At 61.5% G+C, this 25,958-nt stretch carries 27 protein-coding genes; 9 read left to right on the top strand and 18 right to left on the bottom strand.

Annotated elements, in window-relative coordinates; genetic code table 11:
• Positions 1-99 precede the first annotated feature (99 nt).
• Positions 100-642, bottom strand: a complete 543-nt coding sequence (msrA, locus tag BLW62_RS16920) for a peptide-methionine (S)-S-oxide reductase MsrA (RefSeq protein WP_090508214.1) — start codon at positions 640-642, stop codon at positions 100-102.
• A gap of 352 nt (positions 643-994) precedes the next feature.
• Between msrA and BLW62_RS16925 the strand changes: the two genes are divergently transcribed.
• Positions 995-1,909: a hypothetical protein gene (locus BLW62_RS16925; protein WP_090508215.1), complete on the top strand. Its 915-nt coding sequence runs from the start codon at positions 995-997 to the stop codon at positions 1,907-1,909.
• Between the two features lie 49 nt (positions 1,910-1,958).
• On the opposite strand, the gene BLW62_RS16930 is transcribed toward BLW62_RS16925, so the two are convergent.
• Both BLW62_RS16930 and BLW62_RS16935 read right to left on the bottom strand, forming a co-directional pair.
• The gene (locus tag BLW62_RS16930; RefSeq protein ID WP_090508216.1) at positions 1,959-2,621 is read right to left on the bottom strand and encodes a 2,5-diamino-6-(ribosylamino)-4(3H)-pyrimidinone 5'-phosphate reductase; all 663 of its coding nucleotides are present in this window, start codon (positions 2,619-2,621) and stop codon (positions 1,959-1,961) included.
• Positions 2,622-2,725: 104 nt separating this feature from the next.
• Positions 2,726-3,211: a cupredoxin domain-containing protein gene (locus BLW62_RS16935; protein ID WP_090508217.1), complete on the bottom strand. Its 486-nt coding sequence runs from the start codon at positions 3,209-3,211 to the stop codon at positions 2,726-2,728.
• A gap of 207 nt (positions 3,212-3,418) precedes the next feature.
• On the opposite strand from BLW62_RS16935, the gene BLW62_RS16940 reads away from it, so the two are divergent.
• From BLW62_RS16940 to BLW62_RS16950, 3 genes are read left to right on the top strand one after another with little or no spacing between them, the layout of a single operon-like run.
• Positions 3,419-4,693, top strand: coding sequence for a Single-stranded DNA binding protein (locus BLW62_RS16940; protein ID WP_090508218.1), 1,275 nt, complete (start codon positions 3,419-3,421; stop codon positions 4,691-4,693).
• Positions 4,690-6,474, top strand: coding sequence for a hypothetical protein (locus tag BLW62_RS16945; protein ID WP_090508219.1), 1,785 nt, complete (start codon positions 4,690-4,692; stop codon positions 6,472-6,474). Before BLW62_RS16940 ends, BLW62_RS16945 begins: the two co-directional genes overlap by 4 nt.
• 20 nt (positions 6,475-6,494) lie before the next feature.
• Positions 6,495-7,325 (top strand): metallophosphoesterase, encoded by an 831-nt coding sequence (locus BLW62_RS16950; RefSeq protein ID WP_090508220.1) that lies wholly within the window; start codon positions 6,495-6,497, stop codon positions 7,323-7,325.
• Positions 7,326-7,394: 69 nt separating this feature from the next.
• Here the strand turns inward: BLW62_RS16950 and BLW62_RS16955 are convergent, their stop codons facing one another.
• Positions 7,395-7,724 (bottom strand): hypothetical protein, encoded by a 330-nt coding sequence (locus tag BLW62_RS16955; RefSeq protein ID WP_090508321.1) that lies wholly within the window; start codon positions 7,722-7,724, stop codon positions 7,395-7,397.
• 210 nt (positions 7,725-7,934) lie between these two features.
• Here BLW62_RS16955 and BLW62_RS16960 point away from each other — a divergent pair, with 210 nt between their 5' ends.
• Entirely contained in the window at positions 7,935-8,171 is a 237-nt protein-coding gene (locus BLW62_RS16960) for a helix-turn-helix domain-containing protein (RefSeq protein ID WP_245726741.1), read from the top strand.
• Between the two features lie 325 nt (positions 8,172-8,496).
• Here the strand turns inward: BLW62_RS16960 and glnA are convergent, their stop codons facing one another.
• From glnA to BLW62_RS16985, 5 genes are all read right to left on the bottom strand, one after another.
• On the bottom strand, positions 8,497-9,852 hold the full coding sequence (gene glnA / locus BLW62_RS16965) for a type I glutamate--ammonia ligase (protein WP_090508221.1): 1,356 nt from the start codon (positions 9,850-9,852) through the stop codon (positions 8,497-8,499).
• A 263-nt stretch (positions 9,853-10,115) separates the two neighbouring features.
• Complete coding sequence (locus tag BLW62_RS16970; protein ID WP_090508222.1) at positions 10,116-10,448, bottom strand: DUF8106 domain-containing protein; 333 nt, start codon at positions 10,446-10,448, stop codon at positions 10,116-10,118.
• 367 nt (positions 10,449-10,815) lie between these two features.
• Positions 10,816-11,226 (bottom strand): hypothetical protein, encoded by a 411-nt coding sequence (locus BLW62_RS19250; protein ID WP_175459790.1) that lies wholly within the window; start codon positions 11,224-11,226, stop codon positions 10,816-10,818.
• Positions 11,159-11,563 carry a hypothetical protein gene (locus BLW62_RS16980; RefSeq protein ID WP_245726742.1) on the bottom strand — a complete coding sequence of 135 codons (405 nt, stop codon included), beginning with the start codon at positions 11,561-11,563 and terminating at the stop codon, positions 11,159-11,161. Before BLW62_RS16980 ends, BLW62_RS19250 begins: the two co-directional genes overlap by 68 nt.
• 161 nt (positions 11,564-11,724) lie before the next feature.
• Positions 11,725-12,156, bottom strand: a complete 432-nt coding sequence (locus BLW62_RS16985) for a hypothetical protein (RefSeq protein WP_090508223.1) — start codon at positions 12,154-12,156, stop codon at positions 11,725-11,727.
• 309 nt (positions 12,157-12,465) lie between these two features.
• On the opposite strand from BLW62_RS16985, the gene BLW62_RS16990 reads away from it, so the two are divergent.
• The gene (locus tag BLW62_RS16990) at positions 12,466-12,684 is read left to right on the top strand and encodes a hypothetical protein (protein WP_090508224.1); all 219 of its coding nucleotides are present in this window, start codon (positions 12,466-12,468) and stop codon (positions 12,682-12,684) included.
• A 149-nt stretch (positions 12,685-12,833) separates the two neighbouring features.
• Here the strand turns inward: BLW62_RS16990 and BLW62_RS16995 are convergent, their stop codons facing one another.
• Genes BLW62_RS16995 through BLW62_RS17015 form a run of 5 tightly spaced genes read right to left on the bottom strand, consistent with a single transcriptional unit; the run spans position 12,834 to position 18,300 of the window.
• Positions 12,834-13,889, bottom strand: coding sequence for a glycosyltransferase family 2 protein (locus BLW62_RS16995; protein ID WP_090508323.1), 1,056 nt, complete (start codon positions 13,887-13,889; stop codon positions 12,834-12,836).
• Positions 13,882-15,462: a nucleotide sugar dehydrogenase gene (locus tag BLW62_RS17000; protein WP_090508225.1), complete on the bottom strand. Its 1,581-nt coding sequence runs from the start codon at positions 15,460-15,462 to the stop codon at positions 13,882-13,884. The genes BLW62_RS16995 and BLW62_RS17000 overlap by 8 nt, the downstream gene beginning before the upstream one ends.
• Complete coding sequence (locus BLW62_RS17005) at positions 15,459-16,448, bottom strand: Gfo/Idh/MocA family protein (protein ID WP_090508226.1); 990 nt, start codon at positions 16,446-16,448, stop codon at positions 15,459-15,461. The genes BLW62_RS17000 and BLW62_RS17005 overlap by 4 nt, the downstream gene beginning before the upstream one ends.
• Positions 16,445-17,725, bottom strand: a complete 1,281-nt coding sequence (locus BLW62_RS17010) for a DegT/DnrJ/EryC1/StrS family aminotransferase (protein ID WP_090508227.1) — start codon at positions 17,723-17,725, stop codon at positions 16,445-16,447. The genes BLW62_RS17005 and BLW62_RS17010 overlap by 4 nt, the downstream gene beginning before the upstream one ends.
• A complete protein-coding gene (locus BLW62_RS17015; RefSeq protein ID WP_090508228.1) occupies positions 17,722-18,300 on the bottom strand; it encodes an acyltransferase in 579 nt (192 codons plus the stop codon). The genes BLW62_RS17010 and BLW62_RS17015 overlap by 4 nt, the downstream gene beginning before the upstream one ends.
• Before the next feature lie 421 nt (positions 18,301-18,721).
• Here BLW62_RS17015 and BLW62_RS17020 point away from each other — a divergent pair, with 421 nt between their 5' ends.
• Positions 18,722-19,249 (top strand): DUF7344 domain-containing protein, encoded by a 528-nt coding sequence (locus tag BLW62_RS17020; protein ID WP_090508229.1) that lies wholly within the window; start codon positions 18,722-18,724, stop codon positions 19,247-19,249.
• Positions 19,250-19,608: 359 nt separating this feature from the next.
• On the opposite strand, the gene BLW62_RS17025 is transcribed toward BLW62_RS17020, so the two are convergent.
• The 3 genes from BLW62_RS17025 to BLW62_RS17035 all read right to left on the bottom strand — a co-directional run bounded on the left by BLW62_RS17025 (position 19,609) and on the right by BLW62_RS17035 (position 21,642).
• Positions 19,609-20,616, bottom strand: coding sequence for a DUF1616 domain-containing protein (locus BLW62_RS17025; RefSeq protein WP_090508230.1), 1,008 nt, complete (start codon positions 20,614-20,616; stop codon positions 19,609-19,611).
• A gap of 181 nt (positions 20,617-20,797) precedes the next feature.
• A complete protein-coding gene (locus BLW62_RS17030) occupies positions 20,798-21,073 on the bottom strand; it encodes a PadR family transcriptional regulator (RefSeq protein ID WP_076583509.1) in 276 nt (91 codons plus the stop codon).
• A gap of 236 nt (positions 21,074-21,309) precedes the next feature.
• Positions 21,310-21,642: a winged helix-turn-helix domain-containing protein gene (locus BLW62_RS17035; protein ID WP_090508231.1), complete on the bottom strand. Its 333-nt coding sequence runs from the start codon at positions 21,640-21,642 to the stop codon at positions 21,310-21,312.
• A 678-nt stretch (positions 21,643-22,320) separates the two neighbouring features.
• On the opposite strand from BLW62_RS17035, the gene BLW62_RS18850 reads away from it, so the two are divergent.
• Together BLW62_RS18850 and BLW62_RS17040 are read left to right on the top strand one after the other, a co-directional pair.
• The gene (locus BLW62_RS18850) at positions 22,321-22,482 is read left to right on the top strand and encodes a DUF7563 family protein (protein ID WP_168170974.1); all 162 of its coding nucleotides are present in this window, start codon (positions 22,321-22,323) and stop codon (positions 22,480-22,482) included.
• A gap of 412 nt (positions 22,483-22,894) precedes the next feature.
• Positions 22,895-23,398 (top strand): DUF7344 domain-containing protein, encoded by a 504-nt coding sequence (locus BLW62_RS17040; RefSeq protein ID WP_090508232.1) that lies wholly within the window; start codon positions 22,895-22,897, stop codon positions 23,396-23,398.
• Positions 23,399-23,504: 106 nt separating this feature from the next.
• Here BLW62_RS17040 and BLW62_RS17045 read toward each other — a convergent pair whose 3' ends face one another.
• Positions 23,505-25,838, bottom strand: a complete 2,334-nt coding sequence (locus BLW62_RS17045; protein ID WP_139305425.1) for a DUF7282 domain-containing protein — start codon at positions 25,836-25,838, stop codon at positions 23,505-23,507.
• Positions 25,839-25,958 lie beyond the last annotated feature (120 nt).

Raw genomic sequence — 25,958 nt, forward strand, 5'->3', positions numbered from 1 at the left:
AACGCGACCGTCACCGCTCCGGTAATCTGTCTTGTACAAATGATACAATTTTTCTACTGCCGACCGCTCGTCACCGAATGAATCCTCTCGCGCTCGAGTTCACGGCGAGGGCTGTTCGCCCTCGAGGTTCTCGGTGAACGTCTCCCGGACTTTTTCGACTTTGGGAGCCGCGTGCATCGTACAATAGGCGTCCTGTGGATTCTTCTCGAAGTAGTTTTGGTGTGCTTCTTCGGCTTCGTAGAACGTCTCGAGTGGCTCGATTTCCGTCTCGATACCCTCGTAGAGCCCCTCACTCTCGAGTTCCGCGGCGAAGGCCTCGGCGGTCTCGAGTTGCTGGTCGCTGTGGGCGTAGATGGCCGAGCGATACTGCGTGCCCACGTCTGGCCCCTGTCGGTTCAACTGGGTCGGGTCGTGGACCGTGAAGAACACCTCGAGGAGTTTCTCGTAGCTGATCTCGGCGGGATCGTACTCGAGTTGGATGACCTCCGCATGACCCGTCTGGCCGGTACAGACTTCGCGATAGGTCGGGTCATCGGTGTGGCCACCGGCGTACCCGGAGGTGACCGACTCGACGCCCGCGAGCTCTTCGAACGCCGCTTCGATACACCAGAAACAGCCGCCGCCGAACGTCGCTCGTTCCATACGCTTTCCTAAGCGGTCCCCGAGGAAAGGTGTGACGGGTTAGCCAGCCGCCGCGTTTCGATTCGACCGATGCGAGGAACCTCGAGGCTGAAAGCGTAGGCGTGTCCGTCTGGACCAGCAACTGCAGGGGACGCGTACATATCGCTCACTAGTGGGAGACATTGAGTACTCGAGCCGTGTGGCCCACTGAGAGGGACGAGACGCCCCGACGGTCTGTTCGACGAACGAGGTTCGTCACAGCTCTAGTTTCAGCTCCCGTACCTACCGCGCCAACCGTGCGCCCGTCGAACGCCGCGGAGAGTCTCTCACTCGGTTTTCGTCCGCCCGAGCCACTCGAACACAGTAAATCACTATGAGCACTATACCACGTCGCAAACTCCTCTACGGACTCTCGGCTTTGACAGGAATCGGGTCGCTCTCTCTCGCGACGAGAGTGGGCCTTCCGTCGATATCGGATTCGGATTCGGACTCGGACTCGAGTTCCGGAGCTCGAGGAGGCGAGTTCGATCCGGCTGTCGACGGCTTCGGCTTCGACAACTTTTCGACGCCTTCCGAGCCACCGGAGCCGAGTGCGCTTCTCTCTGCCCGCGACGTTCGAGAGTATCTGATCGCATCCGAGAGTTCAGTCGTCCAACCGGTCGAAGCGAACGCCGGGTTCGATCGATCGATCGGAGCGATCGCTGACGAACTCCACGCGAACGCCAACCGGTTATTCGGGATACGAGGGTTTTGCTTCGGGATCGCGATGGCGTCGCAGTGGTACTTCGAAGCGCCATCGGCAGTCCCCGTCGAGCACGACTCGGTCAGCGAGATCACCGACGTCGACGAACCACTCGAGGAGTCCAGTTCGCCAGTCCGGGACGACATCGAACGCTTCCACCGAAGCCAGTTTCTGTACCCCGAAACCTGGGCCGAACGGTGGGTGCTTCTTCGACCGGAGTTCATCGACTACCAGCAACAGGCGAGCGAGATTCGTTCGGCGATCGACACGGTCGGATCAGCGGGGGTAACGATCAGCGGAAGTGAGGTCCTCGACGGTCATTACCTGCTCCTCTACGACTACGACGCGGACGATGACAGCATTACGTTCACCGCGTACGATCCGAACGACGACGCCGACGAGCACGCCGAGTTAGACGAGCCACACACGATCGGTATCGATACGACCCGTGGAGAACCGCTCATGGGAACGTACGAGGGGGAGTACGACCGATTTCTCTTCACTGATACAGATCGCTCCGTTCGACAGAACGTCGAGTCGACGTAGACGCAGTCTCACCGAGCGATTTCTCGAGTCCGACAGTGCGTTGTGCGAGTCAGTCCTCGACCGTCCAGCACAGTAACGCCCCGTCGTCGATCCGCTCGACGCGCTCGAGCGCGAGCGACGGAAAGTCTTCGACGAACCCCGCGCCGTCGGCGAGCGTCGGTGCGTCGCGCCCGCCGATGACGGTTCCACCGACGTACGTTCGGAGTTCGTCGACCAGTCCGCACTCGAACAGCGAGAAGATGAGTTCGCCACCGCCCTCGACCATGAGTCGCTCGAGGCCCTCCTCCTGGAGCGTGGCGAACGCACGGAGGAGGTCGACTCGGTCGTCGCCGGCACTCACGAGGGTTGCGTGGTCTGCGAGATTCGCTCGTCGGTCCACGGGAGCGTCGTCGCTCAGACAGACGTACGTCGGGGCCGCGTCGTCGAGAATAGCGGCGTCTACTGGCGTCCGTCCGCTCGAGTCGACCACGACCCGAGCAGGCTGTTCCGGTCGGTCGTTTTCGACCCGTCGCTCGCACAGGGCTTCGTCTTTGACTGTCAGGTGTGGATCGTCAGCGAGAACAGTTCCGACGCCGACCACAATAGCGTCGCTCTCGGCTCTGAGTCGGTCCATGCGGGCGAAATCAGGCTCACCGCTGATCGCAACCTGCTCGCGGCGTCTCGAGGAGAGTTTGCCGTCCGCGCTCGTGGCGGCGTTGACGACGACGTGCATACGCCTTGCTGCGTAGCGGTCCCTAAAGAAGCTACTGCGGACGCGATGGCGCTGTCGTCGGACTATCGCTGGCCGTTGGTGACAACCTGTGAACGGTCCCTCGGTTAGACCACTTCGACGTCACCGATCATCGTCGACTGGTGGGGCTCACAGACGTACTGGGTCATCTCGTCGGTCACTTCGTCGATCTCGAGCGTCTGCGTTTCTCCTTCGTCGCCCATCAGGTCGGTCTCGTAGCCGTCGACGACCTCGTCGTCATCGTCTCGAATCTCGATGTTGTGGTCGACGCCGTCGATGTTCTCCCACGTAATCTCGTAGGACTCTCCTTCTTCGAGGGTGAGCGTCGGGTTCTCTTCGTCGGCGATTTCGTCCGGTGCGACGCCAGTCCAAGCTTCCGTTTCGCCGTCGAGTTCGATCTCTCCCGGCTCGATCGGTTCGCCGTTTCCGTTCTCGTCGTCGTTCTCGTCGTTACCGTTCTCGCCGTTGCCGTTCCCGTTATCGTCGTTACATCCCGCCAGGGCTGCTGGAAGGGCGGCGACGGCACTCAGCTTGAGTATTCGCCGTCGGGTTGGTGACTCGTCTGGTGACATGCTGTATACACGTTATCCGCGCCATTTCCATAACCTGCTGCCTGGCACTCTCAGGGCTGCAAATTCCGGCATTTCGCTGTTCCAGATGGTGGTCCGTGTTGTGTAATACCACTCACCCGAAGCAGTACCGCGTTCGGCCACTCGTTTTCCTCACCCGCTCGCTCCGTTGCGCGAACGCTTTTTAATCCCCCACCCGAAAAGCCACTGATGGAACTCGATAAGCATGCTGAGGATCTTGCCTCCGACCTCGGTGTTGACAAAGAGGAGGTTACCGCAGACTTGCAGAATCTGGTGGAGTACAGCGTCCCCATCGATGAAGCCAAGCAGAGCCTTCGGCGCAAGTACGGCGACGGCTCGAGCGATGGTGGCGGTGCTCCCTCGAGCAAGGATCTCGGTGATGTCACGCCCGAGGACGGAAACGTCACCGTCACGGGCGTCGTGTTGACGGCCGGAAAACGCTCGATTCGCTATCAGGGCGACGACCACGTCATCGTCGAGGGTCGCCTCGCCGACGAGACCGGTGCGATCGATTACACCGCCTGGGAGGACTTCGGTCTCTCGTCGGGCGATACGATCACGGCGGGGAACGCGGGCGTCCGCGAGTGGGACGGCGAACCCGAACTCAACCTCGGCGAGAGCACGTCGCTATCCTTCGAGGAGGAATCGCTCGACGTCCCGTACGACTCCGGCGGCGAGTCCCAACTCGCCGACCTCCATACCGGCGACCGTGCCGTCACCGTCGAAGTCACCGTCACGGACTGTGAACGCCGGACGATCGACGGCCGCGACGGCGAGACCGAAATCTTGAGCGGCGTCTTCGGCGACGAGAGCGGCCGACTGCCGTTTACGAACTGGGATCCAGCACCCGAAATCGAAGCCGGCGGGACGGTTCGCATCGAGAACGCCTACGTCCAGGAGTTCCGGGGCGTCCCCGAAGTCAACGTCTCGGAGTTCTCGAGCGTCACGTCACTCGAGGGCGAGATCGACGTCGGTGCCGACGCGACGACGATGGACGTCGGCGACGCCGTCCGAACGGGTGGCATCTACGACGTCGAACTCAGCGGCAACGTGATCGCCGTCCGCGACGGCTCCGGGCTCATCCAGCGCTGTCCCGAGTGTTATCGCGTCGTCCAGAAAGGCCAGTGTCGAACCCACGGCGACGTCGACGGCATCGACGACATGCGGGTCAAAGCGATCCTCGACGACGGCACCGGTGCCGTCACCGTCGTCCTCGACGACGACCTGACCGAACAGGTCTACGACGGTACGCTCGAGGACGCCCTCGAACAGGCCCGCGAAGCCATGGATCAGGAAGTCGTCGCCGACACGATTCGCGACCGAATCGTCGGCCTCGAGTACCGCGTGCGCGGCCACCTCTCGGTCGACGAGTACGGCTCGAACCTCGACGCCGAATCCTTCGAGGAGCAAAGTGACGACCCGACGGCCCGTGCACGGGCCTTCCTCGAGGAGGTGGACGCATGAGCGCCAACGACGACGACGGCGAGGATATTCCCGGCCGAGAGATCGCCTACCGGCTGTTCGCGAAGGAGTACGACGACGCGTCGTTCTCCTACGCCGAGAGCGACGAGGAACGCGCGCCGAATTACGTCATCTCGCCGACGGGGGCGCGACTCAACCGCATCTTCGCCGTCGGCACGCTGACGGAAATCACGTCGGTCAACGACGAGATGGTTCGCGCCCGCATCGTCGATCCGACGGGTGCCTTCGTCGTCTACGCCGGCCAGTACCAACCCGACGAACTCGCCACCCTCGAGCAACTCGAGGCTCCCGAATTCGTCGCGGTGACGGGCAAGGCTCGAACGTTCCAGCCGGACGACTCCGATCAGGTCTACACCTCGATTCGTCCGGAGAGCATCGCGACGGTCGACGCCGACACCCGCGACCGGTGGGTCGTCAGCGCGGCCGAACAGACGCTCGAACGCATCGGCACGTACGCCGCCGCAGCCGACGTGGCCGCCCACGGCGACGAATTGAGCGATGCGCTCGCGGCCGTCGACACCGACGCTGGCCTCGCCGCGGGCATCCCGCTCGCCCAGGACCACTACGGAACGACGCCCGCCTACCTCACAGATCTTCGCGAGTGCGCCCTCGAGGCCGTCGAAGTCGTCGCGGACGAGCGCGACCAGGTCGGCACGCACGATTTGCAGCCGAGTGACTCGAGTCCCGACGCCGACGTGACGTTCGCCTCGCTCGCCCCCTCCTCGAGCGTCGACCTCGAGCGACTCGAATCGCTCGCGGGCACCGACACTGCCGATGGAACGCAACACGAAACGGCGGAGAGCGAACTCGAGGCCGATGGCGAGCCCGACGCCGAGGTGGCCGTCGCCGGCGAGAGCGAGTCGATCGATTCCGGATCGGCCGCCGGCACAGCAACCGCGACGGATCGGGAGGCTGCCTCTGAAACCGAATCCGACGCAGCCGACGAAGCTGCACTCGAGGCCGAATCCGACGCAGCCGACCCAGTCGAGGAGGCGCCACTCGAAACGGACGCCGAGACGACCGACGATTCGATCGAGGGCGACGACACCGTCACGGCCGACTCGAGCGACCCGTCCTCGGAATCCGAACCCAGCGATGCCGAGCCATCGAGCGGAGGTGCTGACGCTGAGGCGGATCCGGACGACGACCTCGGCGATTTCGACGCTGGCGACTCCGGAATGTACGAGATGGACGACGACGAGCGCGAACAACTCGAGGAGGAGTTCGGCACCGAGTTCACGACCGGCGGTGAGGTCGACGATCCCGGTGAGGCGGATATCGACGTCCCAGAACCCGAGGACGACGGGACTGACGACACATCCAGTGAATCCACTGCAGAGAGCGTCGACGCGTCGCCTGACGACGATGACGACATCGGCGAGCCACCGGAATCTGGACTCGAGACGGCGTCCGAACCCGAACCTGACCCAACGGACGAACTCGAGGAGGGAGCCGACGCTGCTGAGACCGAAGAAGAGACGGCGACGGACGCAGCCGACGCTGCCGACGCTGATGAATCTGTGAGTGAGGACGAACTCGCTGGCGAGGACGACGACCCCGCCGACGACGTCGACCTGCAGACGGCCGTCGTCGAGACGATGGAAGAACTCGACGACGGCGACGGTGCCGACCGATCGGAACTCGTCGAAACCGTCGCTGACGAGACGGGCGTCGCCGAAGGCGACGTCGAAGACGCGATTCAGGACGCGCTCATGGGCGGGCAGTGTTACGAACCGGACGACGAGACGCTCAAGGCGATCTAACTCCGTTCTCGAGCTTACTCATGTCCGACGAGTCCCGTCGATCCGCCGTGGCCCGCGTCGAACCGGTTCCCGACGAACCGGCGGCGATTGCGACCGTCGGTGACAAACGCGCACTGCTCGTCGCCGACTATCACGCTGGCTACGAAGCCGGATTGCGCTACGAACGCGGCGTCACGGTTCCGAGTCGGGCCACAGAGCGCCGCGAACGCCTTCTCACGCTCCTCGAGCGAACCGATCCCGACCGACTCGTCGTACTTGGCGATCTCATGCACTCGATTGGCGACCCAGGCGGGGCCGAACGCGGCGAACTCGAGGTCTTACTCGAGTCAGTTCCGCGGACGATTCCCGTCACGGTGGTGAAAGGCAACCACGACGGGGCAATCGAGACGTGGCTCACCGAGGACGAAGCTGAGATCGAGACGAGCGTGACGGTCGTCTCCGGTGCCGGCATCGACCTGGGGGAGGGTACCGTCGGTGTCTGTCACGGTCACACCTGGCCCGCACCGGCCACGCTCGAGTGCGACGTGCTCTGTCTCGGCCACGAACACCCCTGCGTCCGCCTCGAGGACGACGTCGGCGGCAGCCGCGTCGAACGCACGTGGCTTCGCGGCGAACTCGACCCCAAGCCGTTCCGACCGCGACCCGAGTACGAGGGGCTCTCGTGGCTGAGCGACGAGGCTGTCGAGCCCCCTCGAGTCGTGGTTCTCCCGGCGTTCAACGACCTCGTCGGTGGAACCTGGATCAACGTCCCCGGCCAGTCGTTTCTCTCGCCGTTCTTGCCGGCCGGCATCGCCAGTGGCGAAGCCTATTTGCTCGACGGAACGCGACTCGGGCCGTACCAGTCGGTGTAGCGTGGAAGCAATGCTGGTAGCTGCCCTCGAGTAAGATCGGACGGCACCGGGCACTGCCACGCCCGGCGGTTACCGCTGTACCGTCTTCGACTCGATTCGATCACTCTCTCGCCACTGATAGTAGTGATAGGTCGTCCCGGCGATTTCTTTGACCGAGACACTCGCTCGGTCTGGAACGTCCGCGGGATACTCGTCTGGATCGGGTTCGCCTTCACTCTGCTCGTCACAGCCCTCTTTTGAACTCGCTTCGGCCGTGGCCACCTTCCACGCCGCGAGTTCCTCGAGGTAGTCGCTGGCCACGCGAAGCGTCTCGACGTCGCTGGACTCGAGCGCTGCCAGTCGTTCCCGGACGTCCTGCTCGAGGGCAGACGGCGGGCGGGGTCGATCGTTCGTCGTCATCTTGTCGTCGACGTTGTGTCCCAGGGCCCAAACCGTCGGCGATCCGTGGGTGTGCTCGTTCGACGGAGTGACTGAAGTCGACACCACGCCCGTACTCACAACTCGGTGACGATCACGAGTCGACGATTGTCCTGAAAATACCCTACTCAACCCGTTAATCGAATATATACACTGTCGACGTGTGATTTATATACCCGAATCGGGTCAGTGATGACAATAAGTTCACAAGAACACCGACCCGCTCCGCTCATCGATCCAATTCCAAGCGATCTCGATTCGACCCAGGCCAAACTGGTGTATCTCTATCTCGAGGCGACCGACGGCGCGACCATCGACGACCTCGGCGCGACGCTCTCGATGTCCAAGCTGTCCATTCTGAGCATCCTGAACACGCTCTCGAGTGCTGGCTACGTTAACCGAACCGACGGCGAGTACGTCGTCTCGTAATCCTCGTTCTGGGGCCCGAGTTCGACTCGCTCCTGTCCATCCGTTGGCGTCCAGCGAAGTTCCTCAGCGTGGCGTTTCAGGTTCGTCGACCAGTATAACCCTCTCGATTACTGTACTCCAGAGTACGGTACTACAGAGTATGATATTCTAAAGTATGATACTTCAAAGTATCATTCGTTGGGTTTGGTGGCGAGGTAGCCCTCGAGTATCAGCTATCGATCTGTTCCAACGAGTGAGATAGCCGACCGAATCGCGTGAGTGACCAGTGAGCGACGACCGAGCGAAACGCGAGCAAAATCGAAACCTGCGGTGAGCCGGGACGCCGTTAGAACGTCTCGAGGTAGCGATCGAGTTCCCACTCGGAGACGTCGATGAGGTACTCTTCGAACTCCTGTGATTTGGCCTCGACGAACTTCTCGCCGATGTGTTCGCCGAGTGCGTCGTAGATAACCTCGTCTTCCTTGAGGGCGTCGACTGCCTTTCCGAGATTCGAGGGGAGCGTCTCGATGCCGTACTCTTCGCGCTTTGCCTCGTCGAACTCGTAGATGTTCTCTCGAACCGGATCCGGCGCCTCGAGTCCCTGCTCGATGCCCTCGAGTCCAGCCTGAATCATGACCGCGAGCGCGAGGTAGGGGTTACACGAGGGGTCGGGCGAGCGGAGTTCGACACGGGAGGCCGCGGGTACACGGGCGGCCGGTTTGCGGATTAGCGCCGAGCGGTTGCGATCGGACCAGGCCACGTAGACGGGTGCCTCGTAGCCGGGGACGAGTCGCTTGTAGCTGTTGACCGTCGGGTTCGCGACTGCCGTAATCGCCGGCGCGTGCTCGAGGATGCCCGCGAGGAACGAGTGGGCGGTGTCGCTGAGGTTGAACTCGTCGTCCTCGTCGTGGAAGGCGTTCTCGCCGCCCTCGGTCATCAGCGAGAGGTGTGTGTGCATGCCCGAGCCGTTGATCTTCGGGATCGGCTTTGGCATGAACGTCGCGTGTAGGTCGTGTTGGGCGGCGATGGCCCGGACGACGGTGCGGAACGTGCCGACGTTGTCGGCCGTCGCGAGGGCGTCGTCGTACTCGAAGTTGATCTCGTACTGCCCGCGGGCGACCTCGTGGTGGCTCGCCTCGATTTCGAAGCCCATGTCCTCGAGGCCGTAGATGATGTCGCGGCGCACGTCGGCGGCGAGGTCTTTCGGTGCGAGGTCGAAGTAGCCGCCGTGGTCTGCGGTTTCGGTCGTCGCGTGGCCGTCTTCATCCTCCTCGAACATGAAGAACTCCGGTTCGGGGGCGGCGTTGACCGTGTAGCCCATCTCGTCGGCGCGCTCGAGTGCGTTCTTGAGCACGCGTCGTGGATCTCCCTCGAACGGTTCGCCAGTCGACGTGTTGTAGACGTCACAGATCATTCTGGCGGACGATCCCCCCTCGCTCTGCCTCCACGGGAGGACGGCGAACGTGTCCGGATCCGGAACCAGACGCATGTCCGACTCCTGAATGCGAACGAAGCCTTCGATCGACGAGCCGTCGAAATAGATTCCCTCTGCGAACGCCTTTTCGGCCTGTCGAGCCGGAACTGAGACGTTCTTTACCGTCCCCAGAATGTCGGTGAACTGCAATCGAAGGAAATCGATGTCCTTCTCCTCAATTTCGTCCAGTACGGTTTCTTCTGCCGTGGTCAGACTTCCACTTGTCATCTTCTACTCGATTAGGACATCGGAATCTACTATTAAAGCTCTACTGTTGTGGGCGAATATACCTAAATTAGAATAAAGGTGGACATATGTCGATCAACACTCTTTGATCGGATCAGGCGGGCTGACATCGCCCGTAAAATATCGAGAGAAAGTGGATGTTCGTCTGGGTGATGACGTATCGGTGTGACTGCCTCGGGAGCAAATCGTTCGTCTCGTCGACGAATTAGTACTGTTCCTCGAGTCAGTTTGCCGTCGCCGTCGCGTCACCGACGGCCACTCCGGTTGGATGCCGTTGCTCGATGACTCGTGAGTCCGATACCGACGGTCACTCGCCAGATGTGAAGCGTCGCCCTGAGCGCGTGGTGCCAGGTGAGCGGTGACTGCGTCGAGGATGGGTCGATCGACTGGTGCTCTCGACGCGACCGTTTCATGATCGTCGTCTCGCAGACGGGACAGACGAACTCGAAGTGGTGGGGTCGCGTCCACTGATCCCAGTCGCCGTCGACCGGACTCACGTGATCGCAGCCCCAACAGAACAGGGTTGATTTTCGCGTCGCTGGTCCGCGCTCGTCGGGCGTCGGTGCGGGCCGGGTCATCGCTCGACCGTACCGGTTTGGGGTACAAATTCACCGGCCACACTTCAGTACCTTCCACAGGGTATCCACCGAATTACGCGTGAAACGAGCCGAAACGAAGCGGCGAACGACTACTGAGCTACCCGCAGCCGTTGTCCGCGAGACGCGACCGAACCGATCATCGCTTCCGAGACTCGAGCGCGCTTTCGACGGATTCACGCGAACAACTCGCGTGAACGGTCAGCGACGAGACCGGATTTCGTCGACTCCCGGTCGCTACCGATTTCACGTTTCGCGTGCGAAGGCGTGTATGAACGAGACGCCACCCCCGATGCACCTCGAGGACGGTGACGCGCTCGATCGATTTCTCGAGAGACACGACGTCGCTCTAATCGAGTTGTACACCAGCGGGTGTGGGAAGTGCCAGGCGATGGAACCCGTATTGTGAAACGTCGCGCGTGAAACCGGCGTTCCGATCGGACTGGTCAATCCCGGGGATGACCTCGCCCTGCTCGAGCGATTCGACCTCGAGTCGGTTCCGACGCTGTGTTGTTTCGAAGACGGAACGGAAGTTGGACGGATCGCCGACGGCTTCCTCGCTACTGCGGAGGTCGTCTCCTTTCTCGAGAGCAACTTCCAGAAGCCGTCGACTCTTCGTGAACGAAGCTGGCGGCTCAAATCGTGGTGTTCGTCGTGCGGGGATGCTCGGGTCCAGTTCTGCCGGAGAGTCGTTACCCGGTTGGGTCTGCGTCGTCTGCGTCGTCTGCGTCGTCTTCGCTGCCTTCGCTGTCTTCGCCATCGTCAGCGTTCTCGTCCGCGTCTTCGCCCTCGTCCTCGAGTGCGAGCTCGCTCGGGTGGACCTCGCCTGCGAGGAACTGCTCGCCGAGGTCCGTAATCTCGTACATGCCGATCGCTTGTCGCTCTAGCAGGCCTCGTTTCGTGAGTTCCCGACATCGATACGCCGCGTCCGGGCCGCGACAGAGCCCTTCCTGTTCGATGTGTTTGGGTGCGTAGATGTAGCTCTCTTGCATTAACTCGAGGATGTCGTCGTCGACGGGGGTGAGCCATCCCTCGTCGTCGTCCCAGTCGTCGGTGTCGTCCGGTCGGTCGCCGTCGGGTGGATTCGTGTCGTCCATACTCTCCGAGTTACGTCGTGTCCTCACCGAACCCGAAGCAATCGTGCTACAAGATCCTGTTGGATCCGTTCACCGCGTTCTCGTACGGTCTGTCGTGATTCTGTCCCGGTGATCGCTCGACCAGGGTAGCGATCACTGGTAACACGGCACACCGATCCGTGTCACGGCCGCGATTCCGGCGGGGCGGCGTAGTCGAGGTGCACGTTCGGCGCAGTTGCGGGTGAGACGCCCGTAATCTGCTGATCCACGAACGTCACGTCGGTGAGTTCCCCCGTGAACTCGAAGCGAATCGTCCCCTGTTCGATCGTTCCTTCGACGGCCGAACCGGAGATGATCGTGACGTTGGTGTCGCCGTGTTCGTCCCGAAGGTGAATTTCGCCGTCGACGGTCAACTCGAAACTCGAGGGTGTGCCGTGACCGATGATCGTGAGCGTGTTCGTCGCTCGATCGGTCGCTTCTCGATTCGATCCCGTTGCGGCGATGGTTACCGTCGGTTTTCCCGGTAACGGGGCGACGACCTCGGCACCCACCGTCGCGGGTTCCTCGCTCGTGTTCGATTCTCCGTCCGCAGGGGGATCCTGATTGGGTTCCATATACTGGGACCACCCGAGTATATCTTCATAAGCCTTCTCACTGAACTAATGGTCGGGGCCGTTGAAATACACGATGTCGTGGTTGTCAGTTGTTCCCACGAACTGGTACCGTTCCGTCGTGACTCGAGGACTCCTTCGAGTCGCTCGCTCCGACCTCGAGTCAGCAATTTCATCGTAGCAGCCGTCGCTACCGTTTTATTCGACGAAAAAATGCTATATATGTATGAATTTTCTCACAAACGACATTCGGGATAAACGAACACGAAACACTTATGGATGAATCAGTAAAATAATCGGTATCACTAGCCGATGAGTCTCTCTCGCTTACTATCTGATCTCTTTACCGGATCGGAGACGAGTACCGACTCGCCCGCATCGACGCAGGATTCCGACGCGAGCGAGTCGACGCCAGAGAGCGAGACGACTATTATCTACGAGTGTCGAAACTGCGGGACGAACGTCTCAGCGGAAACGACGTGTTGTCCAGCGTGTGAGAGCGACGATATCGTCCGCTACACGATCGATTAATATTCGTCGGCATCGCATTCGGCCGGCACGTGATTCGAGAAGCGACAAAACCGCCATATACTCGAGTTGTACGGACTGCTGTGACGAGTTATCGGCACGACCACGACCCGTCCTGCGGTTGCGTCGGAACTGACTCACAGCAGTCCGTATCAGGGTGCTTCTCGATACTGTTCCGTGTTCGTTGGTGACTCGGTGTACTCGTACTCCGTCACCTCGAGGTCGGCGCTCTCTTCGGCGTCGAACCAGATCCCGAGTCCGAGTGCGATTATCCCGAGCACCAACGCGACGAAGGAGCCAATCGCTCCGGCGAAGCCGTCGTTGCCGCGCAGCGTCCGCACGACCGATCCGACCAATCCGGCGCTTCCACCGGCCACCCCGATCGATCCCGCGCCGTACATGACGACGGCTGGGTGAAACTCGGAGACGACGTACTTGGTTTTCAGTCGCCAGAGGAAGTTTCGAAGCAACAACATCGAGACGAACCGGATGAACGGAACGTAACGAATGCTGCTCTCTTCGTCCCCGTAGATCGCCGTCATCGGTACGTCAGCGACGCGGCGTTCGTGGACGTTCAAGTGCGCGAGGAGGTGATTGAGGAAGCCGTGCTCGTCCGTGATCCCATCGAGGTCCAGTGATTCGACCGTTTCGCTCGAGATTGCCGTGTAGCCGTTCTGGGGGTCGCCGATGGCCCAGTAGCCGGAGGCGAACTTCGAGAGCCCGGTGAGCAGGGCATTGCCGAAGAACCTGAACGCCGACATATCCTCGCGGTCGTCAGGATGGAGGAGTCGGTTGCCTTTCGCGTAGTCGGCGTCGCCGTCGACGACGGGGTCGATGATCCGATGGAGGATGTCGGGGTCCATCTGGCCGTCGCCGTTCATCACGGCGATGACGTCCATGCCGTCGTCGACGGCGTTTCTGTAGCCCGTCTTGACGGCTGCGCCGTAGCCGCGATTTTCCTCGTGTTGGATCGGAACGACTCGCTGTCCGTCACCGCCGTCGGTAACGGCCGGCTCGAGGTCCCTGGCGGCGGTGTCGTTGAGTCTCGAGGCGACCTGCTGGATAACGCTCCAGCTATCGTCCGGCGAATCGTCGTCGATCACGTAAATTCGGTCGACGAAATCGGGAACCGTCTCGATGACGGTCCCGACGAACGGCGCTTCGTTGTACGCCGTGACGACGACGCCGATTCGACTTCCCTTATACATCGTCCCCTCCGTGTCGGCCGTCGGTCGTCGGCTCGTCGGCCGAGGAAACGCTGGTCGTCGTTCGATCACCAGCCCGTTCGCTCACGCCACCGTCTGCCGTGAGCGATCGCTCGCCACCTAATTTCAGCTCGTCGCCCGCGAGGCCACCCGCCGGTGACTGTCCGTCGACTTTCCCCGCGAGCGTGTACACACGGTGGTCGGTCTCCGCCAGATCGAGGGCGTCTCGGCCGTCGACGATCACCATCGGCTCGAGGTCGTCCCACGAAATCGCGTCGAACTCGTCGTGTGGGGTGACGAGCACGGCGGCGTCGAACGATTCGTTCGAAAGCTCGTCGATTTCGAGCGCTCGAGCGCCGTACGCTTCTGGATCGACGAGCGGATCGATTCCGGCGACGTCGGCTCCGCGCTCCTCGAGCGCGTCGATCACGCCCAGTGCCGGCGAGGCTCGCGTTTCCTCGATGCCTGGCCGGTAGGTCACGCCCAGCACGAGGACGGATGCTCCGTCGAGATCGGCGTCCTCGGCTGTGAGCACTCGCTCGAGGCGGTCGACGACGACCGTCGGCATCTCGTCGTTGAGTTCCCGGGCGGTCTGGGTCACGGCCATCGGCTCGTCGTTCTGAGCCAGCAGGAAGTGGGGGTAGTAGGGGATGCAGTGGCCACCGACTCCAGGGCCGGGGTCGTGGAGCTGACACATCGGCAGGTCGTTCGCCGTTTGAATCGCTTCGCGAACCGAAATGCCGAGTTCGTCCGCGAGTCGGCCCAACTCGTTCGCCAGCCCGATGTTGACGTCGCGGTAGATCCCCTCGAACACTTTGACGGCTTCGGCCGTCGTCGCGTCGGAGACGGGGTGTACTTCGTTGCTCGAGAGTTCGTCGTAGAGGAGGGCGGCCGCGCGGGTGCTCTCGTCGTCGATGCCGCCGACGACCTTCGGGTACTCCCCGCGGATGTCCCGGAGCGCCGTCGTGGACGACGTTCGCTCGGGACAGAACGCGAGGCCGAACTCGTCGCCCGACAGGCCGCTCTTTTGCTCGAGGTGGGGCTGGATGACGTCACGACAACTCGTCGGCGGCAGCGTCGATTCGGCGACGACGAGATCCCCCGGCTCGAGGCCGGCGGCGATGTCGTCGACGACCGACTCGACCGTCGTCAAATCCGGCTGCTGATCGTCGTCTAGCAGCGTCGGGACGATGATGACGTGAATTCGGGCCATCGAGGCTGCCCGCTGGCCGTCCGTGGTCGCCTCGAGTCGGCCGGCGTCGACCTGGTCGGCGATCAGCGTCTCGAGACCCGGTTCGCCGACGATGTGGCTCTCGCCGTCCGCGATCCGCTCGACGACGGCTGGGTCGATGTCGACGCCGGTGACGTTTCCGAACCGTTCGGCGTAGACGCCAGCGAGGGGGAGCCCCATCTTCCCGAGGCCGTAGACGGCCACTGGAGTCTCGCCCGACGTGAGCAACTCGCGCTGTCGGTCGCTCGAACACGAGGCTCGATAGAGGCCGATCGCCGAGTCGTCGCCGTTCGTTCCGCTTTCGGCCGATCCGGTCGTTTCCTGCTCGGCCGTCTCTCGGCTCATTGCGCTTGCACCTCCCGTTTGGGAGTCTCGTCGTCGACGAGTGCAGAGATCGTCTGGACCGTCTCGAGGGCGGCGATCCCGTCTTCGGCCGTCACGACCGGTTCGGAATCGGTTCTGACGGCCTCGAGAAAGGCCTCGAGTTCGTGACGAAGCGGTTCGCCGTTGTCGACTCGTGGGCGTTCGATGACGCTCTCGTGGCGATAGCGTCGTTTCCCATCGTCGACGACGTACTCGGGGTAGGAGTTTCGGTGAATCAAGACGGATTGTTGGAGGTAATCGACCTCGAGAAGGCACTCTCGAGCGGTTACGGTGAGCCGACGGACTTTCTTTTGCGTGACGCGACTCGCCGTCAGCGAGGCCACCACGTCGTCGTACTGGAGTGTGGCGGTGGTGTACTGGCCGTCGTCGGTCCCCATCGCGGTCATGGCGTCAGGCTGGCCGTCGAGAATGGCTCTGACGATGTCGATATCGTGGACCATCAGGTCCGAGACGACGTTCCCGAGCGAGGTTCGCTCGAGTGGCGGGCCGAGGCGTTCGGCCTCGAGGCTGATGACCTCGAGGTCGTCGATCAACTCTGAGACCGTCTGGACGGCCGGATTGAACCGTTCGATGTGACCGACTTGCAAGACGAGTCCGGCGTCGGCTGCCTGTTCAGCCAGCGCTCGGCCTTCCTCGACGGTCTCGGCGATCGGCTTTTCGACTAACACGTGGACGCCCGCGTCGAGACACTTCGAGACGACGTCGTAGTGGACGCTCGTCGGCACGGCGACCGTGACGACGTCACAGCGCTCGAGGACGGTATCGAACGCGACGGCGTCGGTGTCGTACTCGCGGGCGACTCGCTGGGCGACCTCGTCGTCGTTGTCGCTGACGCACGCGAGGTCGACCGATCGCAGTTCACTGTAGACGCGCGCGTGGTTTTCGCCCATCGAGCCGACGCCGATGACGCCGGCGCTGATCGGTCGTGCGGAGGGTGTTCGGTTCATGAGTGGAAGTGGTCGTAAATCGCGTCGACGACGGTTCGTCGATCGGCCGCCGTAAGATCGGGATGGACGGGCAACGAGAGGACGCTCTCGCTCGCCCGTTCGGTCTGCGGAAGCGTCGCTGCGGCCGTACTCACCGTCTCGTAGGCGGGCTGTCGATGAATCGGCGTTCCGTAGTAGACGCCGGTGTCGACATCGTGGTCCGCCAGCGTCGACGCGAGGGCGTCTCGCTCGTCCGTCGAAATCGTGTACTGGTGGTAGACGTGACGGTAGCCCGCCGGTTCCGTCGGCGTCTCGAGTGCCAGCGATGCCAACTCGTCGTTGTAGTAAGCCGCGTGTTCCCTGCGGGCGCGGTTGAACTCGGGGAGTCGCTCGAGTTGGGCGCGGCCGATCGCGCCGGCCATGCTCGTCAGTCGGTAGTTGTGGCCGAGACGGACGTGGTCGTAGTTGCCGTCGGAGCCGACGTCTCGCCCGTGATTGACGAAACTCGCGGCGCGGTCGGCGACGTCGGCTCGATCGGTGGTGATCACGCCGCCTTCGCCGGTCGTCATGTTCTTCGTCGGATAGAACGAGAAACACGCCGCGTCGCCGAACCCGCCGACGCGCTCGCCGTCGATCGCCGCCCCGTGGGCCTGACAGGCGTCTTCGACGACGAACAGGTCGTGTTCGTCCGCGATCGCACAGAGGTCGTCCATCGGTGCGGCGAGCCCGTAGAGGTGGACCGGCATGATCCCGACGACATCGTCTCGGTCCTCGAGCACTCGCTCGACGGCAGCGGGATCGAGGGTGTACGTTTCGGGGTCGATATCGGCGAAGATCGGCGTTCCGCCGGCGAGTCTGATCGCGTTCGCGCTCGCGACGAACGAGAACGACGACGTGATGACGCCGTCACCCGCTTCGAGGCCGAGCGCCTCGAGCGCCGTGTGGAGGGCCGTTGTCCCGTTCGAGGTGGCGACGGCACGATCCGTGCCACAGTAGTCGGCGAACTCGTCTTCGAAGGCTCTGACTTCCGGGCCGTCGGCGAGCATCCCGCTCTCGAGGACGGATTCGACTCGCTCGAGGGCGTCCGATCCCAGGTCGGGGGCCGCGATCGAAACGGATTTCGTCGACTCGTCGGCCGGCGGATTCGCGTCACTCGAGCGGCCAGCGGCATCGTCAGCATCACCAGAAGCGTCGGATTCTGCGACGCCGCCGTCCGCTCGAGCGTTCGATCGGGCCTCACTCGTCTGCTCCGTTCGCTCGGGGTAGTCACCCCCTGAGCCGGGGTTCGTCCCGGTCATACGAGTTGGTTCGCCCCCTCGAGTGGCTTCGGTAGTGGACGTTCTTTCGCGGGCGTCCCGACGGCGAGCGTGTTCGGCGGAACGTCTTCCGTAACGACGGAGCCGGCGGCGACGAACGCGTTTTCACCGATCGTCACGCCGGGCAACAGCGTCGCGTTCGCGCCGATCGACGCGCCGTCTTCGATCGTCGGTCCCTCGAGGCCGTTGTCCGTTCTGATCGGGTACTCGTCGTTCGTCAAGGCGGCGCTCGGGCCGATGAAGACGTTGTCGCCGATCGTCGTCTCGGTCGGAATGTAGACGTTCGTTTGCAAACTGACATGGGAGCCGATCGTCGTTTGGCCGTCGATAACCGTCTTGGTCCCCACGAGCACGTCGTCACCGATCGTCGTCGCTTCTCTGACCAAAATGTCGTGTCCCGTCGTAAATTCGTCGCCGATAGTGACGTCTCCGTAGAGAATCGACCCGGCTCTGATGGTCGCGTCGTCGCCGACTCTCGTCGGCTCCTCGAACTCACCGTGACCGAGCGTCGTCTCGTCGTCGACCGTACAGTTCTCGCCACAGACGAACCGACTCATTGGCGTTCACCTCCGCCACTGTTCGTCGAGCCCGTCGCATCCTGTCGACTTGCTACGCATCGTAGATATCTCATTGATTCACCGATACCCGCGTGGGCAATCGTCCAAATACAGCCGGGAATACGGCTTTGTTATCCCCGGCCTGCGACGGCTGTAACCACCAACTATACCGATCTCACGCCGCAGTGTCTGTAACCCCCCTCGAGACAGCCCAAAATCGCCGCGTTCGGCCACTCGAGTTGGATACTCGAAAAGAAATATTGGATTATTCGTCAATCACGAGTCCCGACTGGTACATCTCCCTTTCGTCCGGGTAGACGAGAGATAGTAAAGTGCCATAGTCTGGCATTCGGTGTCGTGAGGTATCCAAACAGACCCGGGATGCGGGAATGGGAGTCATTTGGGAACCGCGAGGACGCTCATGTCTGAACACGAATTGTCACAAGCGCAGTTGTTCGACGTCTTTAGCAACGCCCGGCGACGCCGAACCGTCCAGTATCTCAAGCAACAGGGTCGACAATGTGATCTCGCACCGCTCGTCGAGCAGGTTGCCGCCTGGGAGAACGATGTCGACCCGAGCGAGGTCACGCGAACCCAACGCCGACGCGTGTACATCTCGCTCTATCAAACCCACCTTCCGATGCTCGAGGAACACGGGATCGTCGACTGGAACCCCGACGAACACGTCATCAGGCTCCTCCCGGGCGACGAGGTCTTCGATCCGTACCTCGACCACCGCCTCGAGAGTCAGCGACCGTGGCATCGCTTCTACGCGGTCGTCACGTCACTCGGCGTGATCGCGTTCGCACTCACCGTCTTCTCGGTCGGGCCACTGACGGTGACGGCCGCGCCGCTCGTCGCATTAGTCCTCTGTGTGCTCGTCCTCGCTGTCTCGGTCGTCCAGCACCTTTCCCGGCGACCGAAACTCGACCCACCACTGGCACTGTAAGTCCGAGCGAACCGACGACCCGTCCGACTGCCCTCGAGATACCACCGCTCCATTCTCCGTCCACAGTCGTCGATGCGACGAGTTTCCGTCTGAGTTACTCCTCTGGATTCGACTTCGGTTCGATTCCGGTTCGACTTCAGCGGTTCTTCGTGCCCTCCGCGTCGACCGCCACCAGCTTCGTCGAGAGTCACGTGAACGTCGCGATCAGCCTTCGTCTCCGAGTGGCCCGAGCGTCCGGTAGTCGCTGTTGCTAGGGAGTTGCCGTCGCTAGGGGCGTCGAAATTGCACGGACAGACGAACGCGAACCAAGAAGATGAACGCCGCGGGGCTCACGCGAGTCGCGAGCGCCTATCGAGCGATCACTCGAGCGTGACCCAGAAGTACGTGTCCTCGTCGGCGTTCTCGTTCGTCGGTTCGTCGGGCACCTCGTCGGCGTACAACAGGACGCTCATCCGGACCGTCTCACCTTCGTCCGCGGTCGGCGTCACGGTGAGTTCGTCCGTCCCGGTCGTTCCGTCGTCGAGGGTCGTCTCGAGTTCCTCGAGATCGCTTCGCTCTTCGACGCTGTCGTCTTCGACGACTTGCTCCTGGATCACGACCGTGTAGTCGGTCTCTTCGCCTTCCTGGTTGTCGATCGAGACGGTCGCCGTCACCGACTCGCCCGCCTCGATCTCGTCGTCGATCTCCCCTGCGACGAGGTCGCCGTCGTCGTCCTCGCCGTAGAGAGCTAACTCGGTGAATCCGCCCGTCGATAATGGGGCGAGGAAGGCAACGAGGAGGGCTCCCGCCGCCAGCCCGACTGCGAGAACGAGCACGATCGACGACGCCGTCGCAACGGCGCTCTCGTCTCGTCGAAGCTGTGAGAACGACTCGAGTGGCGAGCCGATAAATCGCTCCGGCTTCGGCGTTCGCAGTCGGCGGACGACGCCCAGTTGCGCCAGCACGACCGTGATGATCACGAGGCTTGCGGCGATCGGTTCGGTCGTGAGTCCCCACTGCGTAAACGGTAATGCGATGGCGACGAGCGGGACGATCGCGAGCGAGATCGCGAACGATAGCCCGAGTCGCTCGAGCCAATCGATTCCGCGGACGTAGCCTGACGGTCGGTGGGGGTCGGTTGGGTCGCCGCCCGCCGTCCTCGGCTGTCTCGACGTTCGCTCGGCGGCTGGAAAGAGCACCGAGACCAGCGCGTATCCCGGCAGGAACAAGGCGAGTGGGAAGGTTGCGAGTAGCCTGAGAACGCTCCCTTCGGCGTAGGAGGTGACGAGTACGTACGCTATCACGGCGACGATCGAGACCGCCGCCAGATCGATCGGGTACTGTCGGACTGCGCTGAACCGCGTCGGCGTCGTGGTTTCGTGACTCATCGCTTGACTCGGTAGTGATACTGGTCAGTTCGCCGCTTCGCCGGTGACAGGACGCCTCTCATTCTCGAATCGTTGGCTCAATGCACGCTCTCGGGTTTTGTTATGCCCGTATTACCGCGGATCCATCTCTCGATTGCCACTTCCCACAGCAGCGAGGCTCTTCCGGCAACCCACGAGTGACCTAGAAGTCGAGATACTGTTCTTCCCATTCACGACGCTCGTCGATTCGTTCACGACCACTGTCAGTGATCGCATAATAGTTCGTTCGCCGATCGAGTTGGCCCTTTTCGACCAGCTCTTTGTTGACGAGCGTATCCAGATTCGGGTACAACCTCCCGTGATTTATTTCCGAGCTATAGTACTTCTCAACCTCGTCTTTGACGGTCTGTCCTGACGGTTGATCAGCACCTGCGATTACGTATAGGAGGTCTCGTTGGAAGCCGGTCAGATCGTGCATTGCTCAATCACAAAGACCATTCCCCTGAGTAGATATTTGTTATCCGTATCATACAGCAGCGTTAGAACTCCTTTCAAAAGATGTTTCACGAATTAAAGTGGGTATTCGAGCGACTGTGTCTCGAACCAGTGGGTCCACTCGGTCCTGACAGTCGACTCACCCATTACGTTCGTGTACTCCGCTTTCGCTACAGATAGAGACAGGCTACGGCCGTGATACGCACTCGAGTCTCGAAATCAGTCGTCGATTTCCGACACCGAGACGTTGATCCCATCCCCACCGATCTGTACTTGAAGCGTGTCGATCGTCGCCTCGTACGCCGTCGTGTGTGAGCCATCGTCGTCGAACCGAACGCACTCGGCTAAGAGATTGCTCTCGAGAAGGTTGTTGATTCGTCTGTACACCGTTGCTGAGGAACTGTCCGTCCGTTTGGTGAGTTCTTTTGCTGTTTTCGGCCCATCTCGTGTCGCGACGAGGATTGTTCGCGCACACTCGTCCCCGAGGACGTCGAGCTGGGCGGACGGTTCTGGCGTCGATTCGGAAGGCGTGTTACTCGCTTGCATTGACATCGTCGAAATCACTCGGTTGTCGCAGATTGTCGCCGTCCACTCCTGTGAGCGGTGGCCTCGGCTCGGACCGACTGGCAGACCGACTGATTCTTTCGGCCGTTCCAGTACGTTCCAACACGACGATGAGTAAGCGATAGTGGTATTTTATAACGATGTACCTTATATCCCGAAATAAGATCATTCTCGACCGAAATTCTCCGTTTCTAGCTGGAAATGGGTGCTTTCGGACCGTCCCAATAGCGCTAATCGACTGTTTGATCGTGAACTGCACGAAAAGACACGTGAAGTCACCCAGAGGTTCACACTGTTCGCTCTCCCAACACGTCCCCACTTTCACGTCAGTGAAGGGGAGCGAGTCTCATCCGCAGGCGTGTCGTCGTCGCCAAATCGGCGACACTCGAGGGTCGGGTGAATCACTGGTTATCTCGGGATACAGACTGGAAAACCGCTATTTCGCGACACTCACCGAGACGTTTGAAGTGAACGGTCGTCGTCCTTTATTCGCGTTTACACTCGCTGTTGGAGTGACGCCCGGGCGAGGTCGGTTGCGGGACGCGACTCGTCTGGCCGCGACTCGATGGAGCGGCCGTCGCAGGTCACGGCCAGCCGAAACTCGTCGCCGTCACTCGTCCGAGTTCACTCCCAACCATGAAAACCCCCCAACACGACTGGAAACCGATGGAATCGTCGACTGCAGGTGCACGCTGTCGGAACTGCGGAACTCACGTCACCCAGCAGTTTGCCCGCGTCTTCGGTGACAACGGCGATGTGGTCCACGGCTGTCCGGGCTGTACGACCTATCGAGAAATGCAATCGGGCGGCCACCTCCCGCGTGAGTAGTTTACGTACACCCCCTCGAGTCGTTCCCGTTCCGTTCCATTCGTACCGGTTTCTCGCGTAACCCACGACGGTAGGGCTGGCTCTCACTCGTCGACGAGCTACCGCTCCTAGACGGCTAACCACCGTCCGAAACGAGCCACCAGACGAACCGTCTACCTTCGTCGGTGTACGGGTCCAATAGCGTACACCGCACGTCCGTTCCAGTCCGCTCGAATTCCGGCCTGAATGATTCCACATCGAACGAACAGCAGTGTATCCTCAGCTTACTTCGACCATCGCAGCGGTGGCTGTGACGGCTGGTGAATTCCCGAGACCTAGTCTGCAAAAGTTAAAGTTAGTGGTCTACGAACGAGCGAGGTGTATGGTAGCTGGTGGTGGACACTTCGTCAAAAATACGCGCTCTTCTTGATCGATGTCTGTTCAGACTAACCGCAGTGAGTCACTCGCAGAAAGCGAGGTGTTCCACATCCTCGGAAACGATAGACGTCGGGCTATCGTTCAACTGCTCGCCGAAGACGGTGGACAGGTCGACGTTTCCGACGTCGCCTCCGAGATCGCTGCAACCGAGACCGACACGACGCCAGTCCCGAACAATCTCTACAAGAGCGTCTACGTCTCCTTACAACAGACTCACCTCCCCCAACTGCAAGAAGACGACGTTATCGAGTACGACTCCGAGGCGAAGACGATCCAACCGGGCCCACACTTCGAGGACGTATTACAGTACATCAACGGCCACGGTGCAAGCGGCCCGACCGTCCTCCAGTTACACTTCGCCATCTGCGTCATCGGACTCGCCGTCATCGCGTTCGCCGGAATCGGTGCACCGGTCGTCTCGAGTATCGATCCCGTCTTCGCGAGCGTGATCGTCCTGTTAGTCGTCGCTGCCAGCAGTCTCTACCGATTACTGGCGTAAGGACAGTCGACCGTTCTCTCTCGTTCTAGTGTGCCCGCGACTTCTAGAGCGTCTCGTTCGGCGGCGAAAAAGGGGTGAATCGTCTGGTTAGCCAAGGGTCGGCTGCTTAGCTCGTTGCAACGACTGCTGGCTGTGGCTCGGCATAGTCATCGTCCGCAGGCCCGTCATCGACGGGCTCGTCCGCAGCGTCGACATCGTCTTCGACGCCATCGTCAGCGGGCTCATCGTCGACAGCATCATCTTCAGGGGCATCATCGACCGGGTCGTCGTCAGGCGCATCATCGACTGGATCGTCATCAGGTGCGTCCTCGAGCATCTCGTCGGCGTCGGAGATGAAGACGAAGAGCGTCGCCTGCTCGATCACGATGTCGTAGTCGTCGTCATCGACTTCGGGCGTCGACTCGTCGTCAGCCGGGCCGTCGTCGGCTGGTGCGTCATCGTCGTCCATCGGTGGGCCGTTCGGACCGTCCTCACCTGGCGGACCGTCATCGTCGTCCATTGGTGGTCCGTTTGGACCGTTATCGGCTGGTGGTCCGTCCTCACCTGGTGGGCCATCATCGTCGTCCATTGGTGGGCCGTCTGGACCGTTATCGGCTGGTGCGTCGTCATCCATCGCTGGACCGTTTGGTCCGTCGTCAGCCGGAGCATCGTCATCGGCTGGCGCGTCGTCGTCAGTTGGCGTGTCCGCTGGTGAGTCCATGCCGTTCGCCACGTCCTCATCGGTCACCGGAATGATCGTCACTTCGTCGATAGTCACGGTGAGTTCGACATCAGTGAGCGTGTAGCCGGCATCCTCGAGTTCGTCGGTCACGGCATCTTCAGGGACGTCGTCAGCGGCGGGGTCGTCGCTGTCGATTTCGACGTCGTTTGCGTCGTCCGCGCCGTTGTAGTCGTCGTTGTCGTCGACGCCGTTGTGGTCGTTGTCAGTGTCGTACTCGTTGTCAACGTCGTTATCGTCGACTCCGTTTACGTCGACGTCGTTGTCGTCGACATCGTTCATGTCCACGTCGTCACCGTTGGTTGGCATCTCGTCGACGTAGACGAAGACGAGAAGCTCTTCGACGAGCACGTCGATCGTGTCGTCGGGTGCGTCATCGGGGTCTTCTTCGACAGCATCGTCATCCGGGTCGTCGACCGGAGCGTCGTCGTCAGGGTCGTCTGCATCAGGTCCGTCCGCTACAGGTGGTTCTTCAGCAGGGTCGTCGACCTCAGGAGCGTCATCATCTACCGGTTTGTCGTCGTCATCGTCCGCTTTGTCATCATCGGGCTTCTCTTCGGCAGGTTCGTCGTCCTCAGGCGCATCGTCTACCGGTTTGTCGTCGTCATCTGCCTTATCGTCGTCATCTACCGGTTTGTCGTCATCGTCTGCCTTGTCGTCGTCATCTACCTTGTCATCATCTGCTTTATCGTCATCGGGCTTCTCTTCGGCAGGTTCGTCATCGTCAGGCGCATCGTCTACTTTGTCGTCATCATCTGCCTTGTCGTCTTCAGGCGCATCGTCTACCGGTCTGTCGTCGTCATCGACTTCGTCATCATCGACGTCCGCTGGTCGATCGTCATCGTCTGGCCGGTCTTCAACTGGGTCGTCGTCAGGGGCCTCGTCATCAGGGACCTCGTCGTCATCTACTTCGTCATCATCGACGTCCGCTGGTCGATCGTCATCGTCGACCGGATCGTCGGCTGGTGCATCCTCAGGGGCATCGTCCACAGGAGCGTCGTCATCGACTGGTGCATCATCGTCGTTCGGATCGACATCGTCACCGACTGAGACGACTGCCTGGTCAGCGATTGGCTCGCCATCCTCGGTAACGTACGGGCCGTCTTCGTCTCCGTCACTTTCGACGTAGTCGAACTCCTGGTTGTCGTTCGTATCGTGGTGGGCCATCGCGACGAGCGTCTCGTCCTCCTCGAGTGACTCGTCGAGGGTTACTTCGACGTCATCGTGCGTTCCCTCCTCAAGGTACTCCGAGGAGCCGATAACGCTATCGAGGACGTTTCCTGCGAGTACGCTGCTGTCGTGAATCGCGACGAAGCCACCGTCTTCGAGGGCGACCTCGTCGACGACGACCGTGTCGTCCTCGAGTTCTTGGTCGCTGAACGTCACGGCTGCGTCGGCATCGTCGTCAGGTGCCTCGTCGTCGAGGGCGTCGTCAGGCGCGTCATCGTCATCGACGTCGTCGACGTCGTCATCGTCAGGCGCATCGGGATCGTCGGCGTCGTCGTCGTCAGGCGGTCCGACCTCGTCCGCGTCGTCATCTGCGTCCGGTGGTGCATCGTCGGGTTCGTCGTCCGGTGCTATGTCCTCGCCCGCTTCTGAGTCGTCGTACCCATCGTCTTGCTCGTCGACGGTTGCAGGTGTGGCACCTGCGACCATCGCCCCGCTCGAGCAAATCATCATCAAGACGGTGAGTACCACGAGTAGCTGATTACGTGTAGTCATGTCTGTGCCGGAAGGCATCGGCTAATGGCTGGAGGCTCGCTTAAACCGGCACAACCATTGCGAGTCGAAATCGGATACTACGGGCCAGCAGGCGCGGTTCGAGTTCCCGTTTGACGCTCG

The organism is Natronorubrum sediminis, assembly GCF_900108095.1.
Taxonomy (GTDB): Archaea; Halobacteriota; Halobacteria; order Halobacteriales; family Natrialbaceae; genus Natronorubrum; species Natronorubrum sediminis.

What these genes read in the sequence shown, in the direction of transcription:
- msrA (WP_090508214.1), bottom strand. Translation starts at nt 642, where the DNA reads ATGGAACGAGCGACGTTCGGCGGCGGCTGTTTCTGGTGTATCGAAGCG.
- BLW62_RS16925 (WP_090508215.1), top strand. Translation starts at nt 995, where the DNA reads ATGAGCACTATACCACGTCGCAAACTCCTCTACGGACTCTCGGCTTTG.
- BLW62_RS16930 (WP_090508216.1), bottom strand. Translation starts at nt 2,621, where the DNA reads ATGCACGTCGTCGTCAACGCCGCCACGAGCGCGGACGGCAAACTCTCC.
- BLW62_RS16935 (WP_090508217.1), bottom strand. Translation starts at nt 3,211, where the DNA reads ATGTCACCAGACGAGTCACCAACCCGACGGCGAATACTCAAGCTGAGT.
- BLW62_RS16940 (WP_090508218.1), top strand. Translation starts at nt 3,419, where the DNA reads ATGGAACTCGATAAGCATGCTGAGGATCTTGCCTCCGACCTCGGTGTT.
- BLW62_RS16945 (WP_090508219.1), top strand. Translation starts at nt 4,690, where the DNA reads ATGAGCGCCAACGACGACGACGGCGAGGATATTCCCGGCCGAGAGATC.
- BLW62_RS16950 (WP_090508220.1), top strand. Translation starts at nt 6,495, where the DNA reads ATGTCCGACGAGTCCCGTCGATCCGCCGTGGCCCGCGTCGAACCGGTT.
- BLW62_RS16955 (WP_090508321.1), bottom strand. Translation starts at nt 7,724, where the DNA reads ATGACGACGAACGATCGACCCCGCCCGCCGTCTGCCCTCGAGCAGGAC.
- BLW62_RS16960 (WP_245726741.1), top strand. Translation starts at nt 7,935, where the DNA reads ATGACAATAAGTTCACAAGAACACCGACCCGCTCCGCTCATCGATCCA.
- glnA (WP_090508221.1), bottom strand. Translation starts at nt 9,852, where the DNA reads ATGACAAGTGGAAGTCTGACCACGGCAGAAGAAACCGTACTGGACGAA.
- BLW62_RS16970 (WP_090508222.1), bottom strand. Translation starts at nt 10,448, where the DNA reads ATGACCCGGCCCGCACCGACGCCCGACGAGCGCGGACCAGCGACGCGA.
- BLW62_RS19250 (WP_175459790.1), bottom strand. Translation starts at nt 11,226, where the DNA reads ATGGCGAAGACAGCGAAGGCAGCGAAGACGACGCAGACGACGCAGACG.
- BLW62_RS16980 (WP_245726742.1), bottom strand. Translation starts at nt 11,563, where the DNA reads ATGGACGACACGAATCCACCCGACGGCGACCGACCGGACGACACCGAC.
- BLW62_RS16985 (WP_090508223.1), bottom strand. Translation starts at nt 12,156, where the DNA reads ATGGAACCCAATCAGGATCCCCCTGCGGACGGAGAATCGAACACGAGC.
- BLW62_RS16990 (WP_090508224.1), top strand. Translation starts at nt 12,466, where the DNA reads ATGAGTCTCTCTCGCTTACTATCTGATCTCTTTACCGGATCGGAGACG.
- BLW62_RS16995 (WP_090508323.1), bottom strand. Translation starts at nt 13,889, where the DNA reads ATGTATAAGGGAAGTCGAATCGGCGTCGTCGTCACGGCGTACAACGAA.
- BLW62_RS17000 (WP_090508225.1), bottom strand. Translation starts at nt 15,462, where the DNA reads ATGAGCCGAGAGACGGCCGAGCAGGAAACGACCGGATCGGCCGAAAGC.
- BLW62_RS17005 (WP_090508226.1), bottom strand. Translation starts at nt 16,448, where the DNA reads ATGAACCGAACACCCTCCGCACGACCGATCAGCGCCGGCGTCATCGGC.
- BLW62_RS17010 (WP_090508227.1), bottom strand. Translation starts at nt 17,725, where the DNA reads ATGACCGGGACGAACCCCGGCTCAGGGGGTGACTACCCCGAGCGAACG.
- BLW62_RS17015 (WP_090508228.1), bottom strand. Translation starts at nt 18,300, where the DNA reads ATGAGTCGGTTCGTCTGTGGCGAGAACTGTACGGTCGACGACGAGACG.
- BLW62_RS17020 (WP_090508229.1), top strand. Translation starts at nt 18,722, where the DNA reads ATGTCTGAACACGAATTGTCACAAGCGCAGTTGTTCGACGTCTTTAGC.
- BLW62_RS17025 (WP_090508230.1), bottom strand. Translation starts at nt 20,616, where the DNA reads ATGAGTCACGAAACCACGACGCCGACGCGGTTCAGCGCAGTCCGACAG.
- BLW62_RS17030 (WP_076583509.1), bottom strand. Translation starts at nt 21,073, where the DNA reads ATGCACGATCTGACCGGCTTCCAACGAGACCTCCTATACGTAATCGCA.
- BLW62_RS17035 (WP_090508231.1), bottom strand. Translation starts at nt 21,642, where the DNA reads ATGTCAATGCAAGCGAGTAACACGCCTTCCGAATCGACGCCAGAACCG.
- BLW62_RS18850 (WP_168170974.1), top strand. Translation starts at nt 22,321, where the DNA reads ATGGAATCGTCGACTGCAGGTGCACGCTGTCGGAACTGCGGAACTCAC.
- BLW62_RS17040 (WP_090508232.1), top strand. Translation starts at nt 22,895, where the DNA reads ATGTCTGTTCAGACTAACCGCAGTGAGTCACTCGCAGAAAGCGAGGTG.
- BLW62_RS17045 (WP_139305425.1), bottom strand. Translation starts at nt 25,838, where the DNA reads ATGACTACACGTAATCAGCTACTCGTGGTACTCACCGTCTTGATGATG.